The organism is Rhodoplanes tepidamans (assembly GCF_030813915.1).
Classification (GTDB): Bacteria; Pseudomonadota; Alphaproteobacteria; order Rhizobiales; family Xanthobacteraceae; genus Rhodoplanes; species Rhodoplanes tepidamans.
Window position 1 is genome coordinate 101,904 of record NZ_JAUSUJ010000024.1, and the last position, 13,524, is coordinate 115,427.

The following is a 13,524-nucleotide window of genomic DNA, read 5'->3' on the forward strand; positions in this document are numbered from 1 at the left end:
TCCCGCTACCGCGCTTGCGCCGGGACGATCGGCTCCGCGGCCCGCACGGCCGGGATGGTCGGCTCCGCCGCCGCGACGGTGCGTGGCGCCGCGCGCAGGCTGCGCAGAAAATCCCTGAACGTGGGGTGTTGGGCCAGCGCGTCGCCGCCGGCGGCGATCAGGGCGTCGACCTGCTCGACCGGCAGGCGGAAGCGGGTCGGGATGGCGTTCAGGGCGGCGCTGCGGGCGGGATCGAGCTGGTCGAAGGCGACGCGGCCGATATAGCCGTCGAGATCGCGGCAGTTCCAGCCCGTCGTGCTGCCGCGCAGCCGCTGCACCTCGGCGGCCGAGAGGCCGCAGCGCCAGCGGACGAGCTGGCTGCGCCACTGCTGCAGGCTGAGCTGGAAGGCGCTGTAGCTCGACCACACGCTCGACGCCAGCGCCGCGTTGGTGGCGGCCCCGATCAGCTCGACGCCGGTCGGGCCGTCGAGCGTCTGGGCCCAGTTGCCCTCGGTGACCTGCTCGGAATCGACGACGATGAACAGGATGCGGCGGATGCGGGCGGCGTGCGCCGCGGTCAGCGGGCCGTAGGGCGTGTTCGCGGCCTCGCGGGCCACCGTGAAGCTCGACAGGCCGAAATTGTCGACGACGCCGCCGTCGACCAGCTTGACGTAGCGCATCGAGCCGTCGCGGTAGCGCGTCATGCCGCGGGCCACCGCCTTCATCATCGGGCTCGCCGCCGGGTCGTCGCGGGCGCGCTTCATCCAGGCGGGCAGGGGGGCGTCGCACTTGTCCGGGAAGGTCTCCAGCACGACGGGCGCGAAGGCGAGCGGCACGGCGGCCGAGGCGGCGACGGCGGACGACAGCGGATAGCTCGCGAGGTCGCTGCACAGCGCCGCGAAGGTCGACGGCGTGAACACGAAGGGGGTGCGGTTGTAGATGTCGCTGGCGTTGATCACCACCTGCGGCCGGCGCCGGGACAGCAGCGCCCCGAAGGTCGCGCCGTCGAACAGGTTGGCGTCGAGCCACTGCCGGAACGGCGCGTCGCCGTTGACGCCGCCCCCGAAGGCGCGGGCGATGTTGCCGAGCGACACCGAGGTGCTGAGAACCGCCTCGGCGTCCTGGATCAGGAAGCGCTCGCGGAAGTCGTCGAGGGCGGCGCGCCGGCGCAGGCCGAAATAGGCCGCCGTGACCGAGCCGCCCGACACCCCGGTGACAATGTCCACCTGCTCCAGCAACGTCCGTCCGCGGCCGGAAGGCAGCTCGTTGCGGGCGAGCTCCTTCAGCACCCCGAACGAGAAGGCGGCCGCCCGGGTGCCCCCGCCCGAAAAGGCGAGGCCGATCATCACGTCGTCGTCGGGCAGGTCGGTGAGCGTGTCGAGCGACTCGCCGAGCGGCGTCGCGGTCGGCAGGTTGGCCGGAAGGTTCTGCACATGGGCGCAGCCGGCGAGCGCGGCGCACACCGAAACGATCGACAAGGCCTGACGCCAGCACATCGACGCGACACTCCGGGCGCGGCCCGAGCCGCTTCCCCTACAATGCGGTGCAATATGGCACCTTCGAGGTTACGACGGCTTTACCGGCCGGCAGCGCCGAACGCCACCCGTGGCCTGCCGCGCGATCATCGCCCGGTCCGGCGACCGGAACCGGCCGGTCCGGGTCTCCCCAGCGGCGGTCGCGCCGGTTGTCTGCCCGGGGCGCCACAGCCGGTGCGCGGCTTGCGCCGGGGGTAATCGCGGTGCGCTCGCGGCCGACGGCGTCCGATGCACGGGCGCAATGCGCTGGCCGCAGAGGCAGATAAGGGCTTGTTCGCTTGACTTGACCGCCTGCTTCCACGAACCGTGCGGTCGCGTCGCGCGACGTGTCTGCGGGTCGAAGCCCAGGTCGCGCAAGGGAGGAGTGATGGACCACGGCTTCGTTCCGAACGTGTATTTCGGGCTCGATCCGATGGCGGTGTCGACCGCCATCCTGGTCGTCACCTATGCCGTGATCATCTGGGACAAGCTCAACCGGGCGATCGTGGCGCTCCTCGGCGCCGCCGTGATGATCCTGATCGGCGTGCTCGACCAGCACGAGGCGCTGAAGGGCGTCGACTGGAACACCATCGGGCTCCTGACCGGGATGATGATCCTGGTGTCGATCTCGCGCCGCTCCGGCATGTTCCAGTATCTGGCGATCTGGGCGGCCAAGAAGGCCAAGGCGAACCCGGCCGGGATCCTGATCCTGCTGCAGCTCACCACCGCGGTCCTCTCGGCCGCGCTCGACAACGTGACCACCGTCCTGCTCGTGGTTCCGGTGACGATCGCGATCGTGCGCGAGCTCGACGTGCCGCCCTATCCGTTCCTGTTCGCCGAGGTGTTCGCCTCCAACATCGGCGGCACCGCGACCCTGATCGGCGATCCGCCCAACATCCTGATCGGCTCGCTCGCCGGCCTCGACTTCAACGCCTTCCTCATCCATCTGGCGCCGCTCGCGATCATCGTCATGGTCGTGCAGCTCGGGATGATCCACCTGTTGTGGGGGCGGCAGCTCAAGTCCATCCCCGAGCGGCAGGCCCTGGTGATGGGCATGGACGAGCGCGCCGCGATCGAGGATCCGGTCCTGCTCAAGCAGGCGCTCGCGGTGCTCGGCCTCGTCATTCTCGGCTTCGTGCTGGCGCGGCCGCTGCATCTCGAGCCGGCGACGATCGCGATCGGCGGCGCCGCGCTGCTCATGCTGCTCGACAACTGGCAGCACCATGCCGAGCACCAGTCCGAGAACGTCCACAAGACGTTCGGCGACGTCGAGTGGATCACCATCTTCTTCTTCGTCGGCCTGTTCATCATCGTGCACGGGGTCGAGGTCGGCGGCCTTCTCGGCCTCCTGGCCCAGGATCTGATCGACGCCACGGGCGGCGACATGGCGACGGCCGGCATCGCCATCCTGTGGGCGTCGGCGGTGCTGTCGGCGATCGTCGACAACATCCCGTTCGTCGCCACCATGATCCCGCTGATCAAGTCGATGGCGCCGGCCTTCGGCGGTGCCGACGCGATCCAGCCCCTGTGGTGGTGTCTGGCGCTCGGCGCCTGCCTGGGCGGCAACGGCACCCTGATCGGCGCCTCCGCGAACCTGATCGTCGCCGGGCTGGGCGAGCGCAATGGCGTGCCGTTCCGCTTCGTCACCTACACGCTGTACGGCTTCCCGATGATGCTGGTGTCGATCGCCATCGCCCACGTCTACGTCTGGCTGCGGTATTTCTGACGGTGGGTCATTCCGGGGCGCGGCGAAGCCGCGACCCCGGAATCCAGCCCCGAGTCCGGTTTGTGCCGCTGGATTCCGGGTTCGCGGGCCGAAGGCCCGCGCCCCGGAATGACGGCCTCACCCCAATCGCCCCACCACGTCGTCGGCGAGCGACAGGCAGCTCGTGAGGCCGGGCGACTCGATCCCGAACAGGTTGACCAGTCCCGGCAGCCCGTGCTCGGCCGGGCCCTCGATCAGGAAGTCGGCGGCGGGCTCGCCCGGGCCGGTCAGCTTCGGCCGGATGCCGCAATAGTCGGGCGTCAGCGCCCCGTCCCGCAGCGCGGGGAAATAGGTCCGGATGCTGGCATAGAAGGTTTCGGCGCGGCGCGGGTCCACGTCGTAGCGTTCGGTCTCGATCCACTCGACGTCCGGCCCGAACCGCATCCGGCCGGCGATGTCGAGGGTGACATGGGTGCCGAGCCCGCCTTCGACCGGCGTCGGGTAGATCAGCCGGGTGAAGACGGGCCGGCCCGCATACTGGAAATAGTTGCCCTTGGCGAGGACCAGCCGTGGCACCCGCCCGGGCGGCAGGCCCTCGGTAGCCCGGGCGAGCCTCTGGGCGCCGAGCCCGGCCGCGTTGACCACGGCGTCGACCGCCAGCGTGCCGGGCTCGGCGCCGCCGAAGCGGACCTCCCAGCCGGCGGCGCGGGGCGCCAGGCCCTCGACCGGGGTCTGGAAGGCGACGACGCCGCCGGCGTCCTCGAGGTCGCCCTGGAGGGCCAGCATCAGCCGGTGGCTGTCGACGATGCCGGTCTCCGGCGACAGGGCGGCGGCGACACAGGCGAGGGCCGGCTCCAGGTTCTGCGCCGCGGCGGCGGTGAGCATCGCCATGCCCTCGACCCCGTTCGCCCGGGCCTGGGCGCACAGCATCTCGATCTTGGCGAGCTCGACGTCGCGGGTGGCGACCAGGAGCTTGCCGCACCGGCGGTGCGGCACCCCGTGCGCCTCGGCATAGGCGTAGAGCAGCCGCCGGCCGCGAACGCAGTGGAACGCCCGCACCGAGCCCGGCGGATAGTAGATGCCGGCGTGGATCACCTCGCTGTTGCGCGACGACGTGCCGGTGCCGATGGCGCCGGCGGCCTCCGCGACGATCACCTCGTGCCCGGCCTGCGCCGCCGCCCGCGCCACCGCGAGCCCGACCACCCCGGCGCCGACCACCAAGACCTGCATGCGCCCCTCCCGGCCGGCCCCGCCGGCCGTCGTCCGCTAACACCCTGGCCGGCCGGCGGCAATCGCCGGACCGCGATGGCCCCGATGCACGAAGAGGCCGGCGCCCCCCTACCGCGACGGGGACCGCATTCCCACATTTCTGCCGACAGGCGCGGCGCCGTGACGGGCCGCGCCGCATCAACCCGAGGCGCGCCCGGACGCGCCTCGACGATGGTTCGCTTCGCGCCTTCGGGGCGGGCGGGCCAGGCCGAGGGAGACGCACATGAACTTCGACAAATACACCGACCGGTCGCGCGGATTCGTTCAGTCGGCTCAATCGCTTGCTCTGCGCGAGGGGCACCAGCAGTTCGCCCCCGAGCACATGCTCAAGGTGCTGATCGACGACCCGGAAGGCCTCGCCTCCGGGCTGATCCAGCGCGCCGGCGGCAACGCCCGCCAGGTCGCCCAGGCGGTCGAGGCGGCGCTCAAGAAGCGCCCCAAGGTCGCCGGCTCCGGCGCCGGCCAGCTCTACATCGACCCGGCGCTGGCGCGGGTGTTCGATGCCGCCGAGAAGGCGGCCGACAAGGCCGGAGACAGCTTCGTCACGGTCGAGCGGCTGCTGCTGGCGCTGGCGATCGAAAAGGATTCCGAGGCCGGCCGGGCCCTCGCCGCCGCCGGCGTCACGCCGCAGAACCTCAACGCCGCCATCGAGGCGCTGCGCAAGGGGCGCACCGCGGATTCGAGCTCCGCCGAGAACGCCTACGACGCGCTGAAGAAATACGCCCGGGATCTCACCCAGGCGGCGCGCGACGGCAAGATCGACCCGGTCATCGGCCGCGACGAGGAGATCCGCCGCACCATCCAGGTGCTGTCGCGGCGCACCAAGAACAACCCGGTGCTGATCGGCGAGCCCGGCGTCGGCAAGACCGCCATCGTCGAGGGGCTGGCGCAGCGCATCGTCAACGGCGACGTGCCGGAGAGCCTCGCCGAGAAGAAGCTGCTGGCGCTCGACATGGGCGCCCTGATCGCCGGCGCGAAGTACCGCGGCGAGTTCGAGGAGCGGCTCAAGGCCGTGCTGCAGGAGGTGACGTCGTCCGACGGCGGCATCGTGCTGTTCATCGACGAGATGCACACCCTGGTCGGCGCCGGCAAGGCGGACGGGGCCATGGACGCCTCGAACCTCCTGAAGCCGGCGCTCGCCCGCGGCGAGCTGCACTGCATCGGCGCCACCACGCTCGACGAGTACAAGAAGCACGTCGAGAAGGACGCCGCGCTCGCCCGCCGGTTCCAGCCCGTCTTCGTCAGCGAGCCGACCGTCGAGGACACCATCTCGATCCTGCGCGGCCTCAAGGAGAAGTACGAGGCGCATCACGGCGTCCGCATCACCGATGCGGCGATCGTCGCGGCCTCGACCCTGTCGAACCGCTACATCACGGACCGTTTCCTGCCCGACAAGGCGATCGACCTGGTCGACGAGGCGGCGGCACGGCTGAAGATGCAGGTCGACTCCAAGCCCGAGGAGCTCGACACCATCGACCGCGAGATCATCCGGCTGAAGATCGAGCAGGAGGCGCTGAAGAAGGAGCACGACCCCGGCTCGCGCGCCCGGCTCGGCGGCCTGGAGAGCGAGCTCGCCGCGCTGGAGAAGCAGTCGGCCGATCTGACGAGCCGCTGGAAGGCCGAGAAGGAGAAGCTCTCGGACGCCCAGAAGCTCAAGACCGAGCTGGACCAGCTGCGCGTCGAGCTCGCCAATGCGCAGCGCCGGGGTGAGTTCCAGAAGGCGGGCGAGCTCGCCTATGGCCGCATCCCGGAGATCGAGAAGAAGCTCGCCGCCAGCGAGGCCGCCGAGGGCAAGGGCGCCATGGTCGAGGAGGCCGTGACGGCCGACCACGTCGCCCAGGTGGTGTCGCGCTGGACCGGCGTGCCGGTCGACAAGATGCTGGAGGGCGAGCGGGAGAAGCTCCTCAAGATGGAGGAGCAGCTCGGTCGCCGCGTCGTCGGGCAGGCCGAGGCGGTGCGCGCCGTCTCGACCGCGGTGCGGCGCGCGCGCGCCGGCCTGCAGGATCCGAACCGGCCGATCGGCTCGTTCATGTTCCTCGGCCCCACCGGCGTCGGCAAGACCGAGCTGACCAAGGCGCTGGCCGAGTTCCTGTTCGACGACGAGACCGCGATGGTCCGCATCGACATGTCGGAATACATGGAGAAGCACTCCGTGGCCCGGCTGATCGGCGCGCCGCCCGGCTATGTCGGCTACGAGGAGGGCGGGGCGCTCACCGAGGCGGTGCGCCGGCGGCCCTACCAGGTGATCCTGTTCGACGAGATCGAGAAGGCCCACCCGGACGTCTTCAACGTGCTGCTGCAGGTGCTGGACGACGGCCGCCTCACCGACGGGCAGGGGCGCACCGTGGACTTCCGCAACACCCTGATCGTGATGACGTCGAATCTCGGCTCGCAGTTCCTGGTCGATCAGCCGGAGGGCGAGGACACCGACGCGGTGCGCGAGCAGGTGATGGCGGTGGTGCGGATGTCGTTCCGGCCCGAGTTCCTCAACCGGGTGGACGAGATCATCCTGTTCCATCGGCTCAAGCGCGAGCAGATGGGGCGGATCGTCGAGATCCAGCTCGGCCGGCTGCAGAAGCTGCTCGACGAGCGCAAGATCAAGCTCGTGCTCGACGCCCGCGCCAAGGAATGGCTCGCCGACAAGGGCTACGACCCGGCCTACGGGGCGCGGCCGCTGAAGCGGGCGATCCAGAAGGCCGTCCAGGATCCGCTCGCCGAGCTGATCCTGTCCGGCAAGGTCAAGGACGACGAGACCGTCAAGGTGACGGCCGGCAAGTCCGGCCTCGCCTTCAACGGCGAGACGGTGGCGCAGGCGGCGTGAGGCGCCGGGCCACGGCGTGATGTCGGGCCGGATGTCCGTTCGGGCGTCCGGCCCACGATTTCGGGATCATGCCGGACCGAACGGCCGCAGGCGCGACAGGCGTGCGGCCGCTCGCGCGATTCTGTGCAGGCCCGGCGGTCCGCGTTGCGCCAGCAGGGGGGCGAAAAATCCCTCCTCCCTCCTCCGTCATCCGCAAGCCGCGAAGCGGCTGTCCGGACTTCATGGCGCCGGTCGACGGTGTCACGGAAGGACCGGGGTGATGGGTTTCGGCCTGCGGCCCTCGGCCGGTCCCGGAACGACGGGGTGCTGAGTTTCATCAGCCGCCAGACGCATTCAACGCGGTCTTCGCCTCAGCATGGCGACCTGGCGAAAGAACTCCCATTTCGATTGGGCCGGGCTGCCCAGCAGGCTCGCATTCGGGGGGACGTCCGAGATGACGCCGGCCTGCGCCCCGATGCGCGCGTTCTTTCCGACATGCAGGTGCCCTGCGAACGCGGCCTGGCCACCGACCTGCACGAAATCCTCCAGGGTCGTCGAGCCCGAAATGCCCACCTGAGCCACGATCACGCAACATCGGCCGAGCACGACGTTGTGGCCGATCTGGACGAGGTTGTCGAGGCGCGATCCCGCGCCGATCACGGTGTCTCGGGCGGATCCTCGGTCGATCGTCGTGTTGGCGCCGATCTCGACGTCGTCCTGGATGACGACCCGGCCGAGCTGAGGAACGGTCAGGAACCCGCCCTCGGAAACCGCAAATCCGAATCCTTCCTGGCCGATCCGGGCTCCCGGATAGACATAGACGCGATCGCCCAGCAGGGCGTGGCTCACAGTTGCGTTCGCACCGATGCGGCAGTCCCGGCCGACGACCACGCCGCTTCCCACGACGGCGCCGGGGCCGATCCGACAGCGTGCTCCGATGGTGGCCCCGCTCTCGATGACGCAGAGCGGTCCGATCTCGGCGGTCGGATCGATGCAAGCGCTCTCGGCGACGACCGAGCTCGGATGGACACCGGGAGAGGCCGGGAACGGCGGATGGAACAGCGCCGCGACCCGGGCCCAGGCGATGGAGGGATCGGTGCTCTGGATCGGAACTGCAGACCGCGGAACGAGCTCGTGCAGGTCCGACGGCACGATCACGGCTCCGGCACGCGTCAGCTCGAGCTCGGACAGGTAGCGCCGGCTGGTGAGGAAGCTCACTTGGGCAGGACCTGCGGTCTGCAAGGGTGCGATCCCCTCGAGCAGGAGGCTGCGCTCCGGCGCGACCCCGCCCGCCACTTTCACCACCTCGGCCAGCGAATGCGGACCGCTGCGCGCGAAGAACCGGGGATCGCCGGTCACGGAATCGGCCATGCTGTCGCTCTCGAGATCTTGCCGGTGCAGTCGGACGAGCCGTCGAAGCTCCGGACCATGCATCGTGCGCGGCCGGTTCACCACGACGTGCAAAGCGGCATCAGCCGCAGGGCTCGCATATGGATTGAAGGCGTCGGCTCGGATCGAGCCGATATCGTCGTATGGCAAGTCTTCGTGGCGGAGACGTGGTCGGTTCTTTGCTGGGCATTTCCACGAGCGGTCGTGACGACCGTGACGCCGCGGCCGTCGGCGCGCATGACGCCGCCTCCGGACCGGAGGCTTCGGGGTCCGCGGCCGGCGAGGGCGCGGGATTCGGCCGACTCCACAGCGCGCCGACGAAACGGGGCGCTGTGGAGTCGCGCCGTGGAGTCGATGGACCTCGACGGTCCGCTCAGACGTGCTCCGCCGTCGCGGCGACGTCGGCGGCGTCGTGCTCGGCCTTCTCGGTGGTGCCGATGCCGTTGAAGAAGGCGTTGAGGGCGACCGAGACGATCGCGGTGAGCAGGATGCCCGACTCGAGCAGCGGGTGGAGGGCGTGCGGCAGCGCCTTGAAGAAGTTCGGCGCGACCAGCGGGATCATGCCGAAGCCGACCGACAGGGCGACGATGAACAGGTTGAAGCGGTTGCCCTTGAAGTTGACCGCGGTGAGGATGCGGGCGCCGGTCGCCGCGACCATGCCGAACATCACGAGGCCGGCGCCGCCGAGCACCACCACGGGCACCGCCTCGACCAGAGCCGACATCTTCGGCAGCAGGCCGAGCAGCAGCAGGATGACGCCGCCGGCCGCCGTGACCCAGCGCGACCGCACGCCGGTGACGCCGACCAGCCCGACGTTCTGCGAGAACGAGGTGTACGGGAAAGTGTTGAAGATGCCGCCCAGCAGGGTGCCGACACCGTCGGCGCGCAGGCCGCGGGCGAGCGCCTTCTGGTCGACCTTGCGGCCCGTCATCTCGCCGAGCGCCAGGAACATGCCGAGCGACTCGATCATCACCACGATCATGACGACGCACATGGTCGCGATCGGCACGATGTGGAACTGCGGCAGGCCGAAGTGGAACGGCAGCACGAGGCCGACCCACGGCGCCGACACCACCTTCTCGAAATGCATCACGCCGAGCGCCGAGGCGAGGATGGCGCCGGCGATGATCCCGAGCAGCACCGCGATGTTGGCGAGGAATCCCTTGCCCCACTTGATCAGGGCGAGGATCACCAGCAGAACGAACAGGGCGATGCCGAGGCCGGGGAGCTGGCCGTAGTTCGGGTTCGGGAAGCTGCCCGGAACGCCGTCGACGACGCGGGTGAGGGTGGGCAGGCCGCCGCCGGCCCAGTTGATGCCGACCCGCATCAGCGTGATGCCGATGATCATGATGATGGTGCCGGTGACGACCGGCGGGAACAGCGGCAGCAGGCGGCTGATGAACGGCGCGATCACGATGCCGAAGACGCCGGCCGCGATCACCGATCCGTAGATGCCGAGAAGCCCGATGTCGGGCGATGTCGCCATGGCCAGCATCGGGCCGACGGCGGCGAAGGTGACGCCCATCATCACGGGCAGCCGGATGCCGACCCCCGGAAAGCCGATGCACTGCACCAGCGTGGCGAGACCGCAGGCGAACAGGTCGGCGCTGATCAGGAAGGCGACGTCCTCGGGCGGCAGCTTGAGCGCCCGGCCGATGATCAGGGGCACCGCCACGGCGCCCGCGTACATCACCAGGACGTGCTGCAGGCCGAGCGTGACCAGCCGCGGTGCAGGCAGGATTTCGTCGACGGAATCGATGGCGCGCTGCAAGGCTTTCCCCCTCGTGACAGACGGGTCCGGCTCGGTTGGTCGAGCGGTTGCCAGATTGTGGCCGCGCAGAAACGACGCCGCGCTGCACACGGCAGCCGCGACGCGTGGTCCGAGAACCAGCGCGGACCCGAGACGCTCTGCCGCATGATGCGGCAGAACGCCCGCGACGTGATCACGTTTTGGGAATCTTTACGTCCGAGAATTTACGGAGATGTCACGGACGGCTGGAATGCGCGACGCGCGCAGGGCTCTGGCCCATCATGCCGTTGATGCGTTCGCGCTCGCGCTCGAAGCTCGCCAGCATCCCGCCGTCGAGCACCCGGCCGCGCGGCAGCCGCACCCGCATCGGGTCGACGAAGCGGCCGTTGACCAGGATCTCGTAGTGGAGATGCGCGCCGGTGGAGAGGCCGGTGGAGCCGACGAAGCCGATCACCTGGCCCTGGCGGACCCGGGTGCCGACCTCCATGCCGCGCGCATAGGCGGTCATGTGGCCGTAGGCCGTCTCGTAGCCGTTGGCGTGGCGCAGCCGGATGTACTTGCCGTAGCCGGATTCCCAGCCGACCTTCTCGACCGTGCCGTTGCCGGAGGCGAAGATCGGGGTGCCCATCGGCGCCGACCAGTCCACGCCGGTGTGCATCTTGGTGTAGCCGAGGATCGGATGGTGACGCGAGCCGAAGCCGGACCGCATGATGCCGGCAGCCACCGGCTTGCGAACCAGGAACTTCTTCGCGCTCTTTCCGGTCTCGTCGTAATAGTCGACGACGCCGTCGTCGGCCGACTGGAAGCGGTAGTAGCGCTTGCTCTCGCCACCGACCACCAGGCCCGCATAGAGGACCTCGGACCGGCCGCCGGCGGAGGGATCGTCCTCGCCCGCGTAGACGACCTCGAAGGAGTCGCCGGCCTGCGTCTTGCGCTGGAAGTCGACGTCGTAGGAGTAGATGCGGATCAGGTCCTCGATGACGGGGCGCGGAATGCTGTTGCGCAGCGCCGTCTCGTAGAGGCTCTGGTACAGGCGGATGCCGGTGCCGTCGTCGTCCTCCTCCGGCTCCGAGACCTGCTGGGTCATCGCGGTCTGGACGTCGACGGATACGTATTTTCCGAGGTCGGACAAGGCGACGACGGCTTCCGGACCCGTATCGCCGATCAGAACGACTCGCGCCGCCTGGGCGCGTGAGCCGGGCAGGGGCGACATCAGCACCCGCAGCTTCTGGCCCTCCTTGAGGGCGCCGTCGCGGCCGCGCGGCCCCAGCAGGGCGGCGATCGCGCGGATGTCCTCCGCCGAGGCGCCGAGCTCCCGGAGGAGCGAGCCGACCGTGTCGCCCTTCTTGACCGTCAGGATCCGCTCGTTGGCGGCGAGGCCGCCGGTCGTCTGGCTCGCCGTCTTGGGCAGCAGCGTGATGTTCTCGGGAACGATGCGGGCCTCGAAGCCGGCATAGGGGTCGATCTCGCCCTCCACCGCATAGGCGAGGCGGGTGGCGCCGGTGAGATCCGCGGAGGCGTAGCGGGTCGAGCCGGCGCCGGTCCAGTTGGCGGCCTCGCGCACGCGGCCGAGGATGTCCTCGAGCGGCAGCGAGACGGCGATCCGGGCGCGCGGCAGCACGCTGCCGAGATCGCGGGTGACGTAGGAGACCTCGGCGTCGGGGGCGGCGTTCGCGACGTCCTCGCTGGCGGAGGTGTTGGTGCCGGGCTCGGCGATCAGCTTCTGCGGATTGAACGGCGGTACGCTGGCGGCGAACTCGCTCGGCGACAGCGACAGGTTGGCGCCGACCCGCACATAGGGCCGCACCCGCACCATCTCGCGATCGCCGTACCGGGCCGTGGTCGACACCCGGATCACCTGGCGGGCCGAGGCCGATTCGGTGAAGGCCGGCAGGCGATCGCCCTTGCGCATGCCGATGCGCTCGCCCTGGCCGCCGAGGGTGCCGCGCAGGCCCGCCTCGAAGCGCTCGGCGCTGGCCGCGAAGTTCGCCTCGCCGTCGAGCGCCGCGAACACCGCGCCGCCCATCAGGGCGGCCCCACAGAGACCCGTCAGGATGGTGCCGGAGAACCACTGGACCGAGATGCGGCGGCGATCGAGCTCACCGACTTCGCCATCGACAGACAGCGGCGGCTCGTTGCCGAGGTCGACGGCCATGGGACCCGGTCCCGGCCGATACGAGCCGCGCGGCCTGCCTTGATCCACGTTCCCCGATCCCCCTCGTCGAGCGGCCCTGGCGAGCCGCCCCCCATCCCTGCATTCGACGCCGCCCCCCGGCGGCGTGCCGCGACCCGGTCCCGTGCTGCGCGACAGGGGTCGCGCAAACCGGTTCCGGACTGCTTTGCGGTCGATGGACCCGACCGTCGAATCCTGGATGGACCCCCTTAGCCGTGAGTGACCACACTCCCGAAATTTGTGGCCGCAATGGGGCCCCGGCCCGTCCCGGCGCGCGACGACTCGGCATGGTGGTGCGGTGGCAACACTCGCGCCCAGCAAGACGATTTCTCGCCCGCAGGGACATGCCGTGTCGTGTCGATGGCGGCGGGTCTTGCGGTCCTAAGAGGAGCGCTCCGGCGACAGCCGGCTCGGCTGCGGCCGGCTTCCCCGCCGCGGGGTGGTACGCTCCGCCCGCGGTGCCTTCGGTTCGGCCGGGCGGTCGCGGGACGTAAAGGCCATGGTCCGCGCCGGGCGGCGGCATGGAGTCCGCGCCGGGCACGAGACCGCGGCGGCAGGGGGCGCCGGCGCGATGCTGTCGGGCCAACAGTCCCTCCGGTTCCATCCCGGCCGGACCGTCCCGGTGATCGAAAATGGCCTCGCCGGTGGACCGCTCACCGGCTCGGTCAGAATCGCTGTCTCATCTCTAACTTATTGACCCGAAGCCGGAAATCCGGCTCGCCAAATTTCTGCGAAATCGTTGTTGACTTCGAAAACGGAGGGGCGCATATAAGCGTCATCACGGGCCGCCGCCGCCTCGGCGCGATGGCGCATCCCTGGAGTTCCTCACTAAGGCGTGGAACGCTGATCCCCGGCTCTGGTCGGGGCGGCGTTTTGTCGTCGGGGGTTCCGGGCCGTGGGTGCGGGTTCTTCCTGCACCATAGGGTGAGGGGCTTTTGCTCCGCG

7 protein-coding genes are annotated in these 13,524 nt (G+C 70.1%); 2 read left to right on the plus strand and 5 right to left on the minus strand.

Going from position 1 to position 13,524, the window contains the following annotated elements; genetic code table 11:
• Window positions 1-5: 5 nt before the first annotated feature.
• A complete protein-coding gene (locus J2S22_RS24220) occupies window positions 6-1,475 on the minus strand; it encodes a patatin-like phospholipase family protein (RefSeq protein WP_272780204.1) in 1,470 nt (489 codons plus the stop codon).
• A gap of 406 nt (window positions 1,476-1,881) precedes the next feature.
• Between J2S22_RS24220 and J2S22_RS24225 the strand changes: the two genes are divergently transcribed.
• On the plus strand, window positions 1,882-3,219 hold the full coding sequence (locus J2S22_RS24225) for an ArsB/NhaD family transporter (protein ID WP_272780203.1): 1,338 nt from the start codon (window positions 1,882-1,884) through the stop codon (window positions 3,217-3,219).
• Window positions 3,220-3,336: 117 nt separating this feature from the next.
• Here the strand turns inward: J2S22_RS24225 and J2S22_RS24230 are convergent, their stop codons facing one another.
• Window positions 3,337-4,428 (minus strand): NAD(P)/FAD-dependent oxidoreductase, encoded by a 1,092-nt coding sequence (locus J2S22_RS24230; RefSeq protein WP_272780202.1) that lies wholly within the window; start codon window positions 4,426-4,428, stop codon window positions 3,337-3,339.
• Window positions 4,429-4,690: 262 nt separating this feature from the next.
• On the opposite strand from J2S22_RS24230, the gene clpB reads away from it, so the two are divergent.
• Window positions 4,691-7,288, plus strand: coding sequence for an ATP-dependent chaperone ClpB (clpB, locus tag J2S22_RS24235; protein ID WP_272780201.1), 2,598 nt, complete (start codon window positions 4,691-4,693; stop codon window positions 7,286-7,288).
• Window positions 7,289-7,621: 333 nt separating this feature from the next.
• Here clpB and lpxD read toward each other — a convergent pair whose 3' ends face one another.
• The 3 genes from lpxD to J2S22_RS24250 all read right to left on the minus strand — a co-directional run bounded on the left by lpxD (window position 7,622) and on the right by J2S22_RS24250 (window position 12,561).
• Complete coding sequence (gene lpxD / locus J2S22_RS24240; RefSeq protein WP_272780200.1) at window positions 7,622-8,806, minus strand: UDP-3-O-(3-hydroxymyristoyl)glucosamine N-acyltransferase; 1,185 nt, start codon at window positions 8,804-8,806, stop codon at window positions 7,622-7,624.
• A 223-nt stretch (window positions 8,807-9,029) separates the two neighbouring features.
• Window positions 9,030-10,427 carry a nucleobase:cation symporter-2 family protein gene (locus J2S22_RS24245; RefSeq protein WP_272780199.1) on the minus strand — a complete coding sequence of 466 codons (1,398 nt, stop codon included), beginning with the start codon at window positions 10,425-10,427 and terminating at the stop codon, window positions 9,030-9,032.
• 214 nt (window positions 10,428-10,641) lie between these two features.
• The gene (locus J2S22_RS24250) at window positions 10,642-12,561 is read right to left on the minus strand and encodes a M23 family metallopeptidase (protein ID WP_272780198.1); all 1,920 of its coding nucleotides are present in this window, start codon (window positions 12,559-12,561) and stop codon (window positions 10,642-10,644) included.
• Window positions 12,562-13,524: the final 963 nt, after the last annotated feature.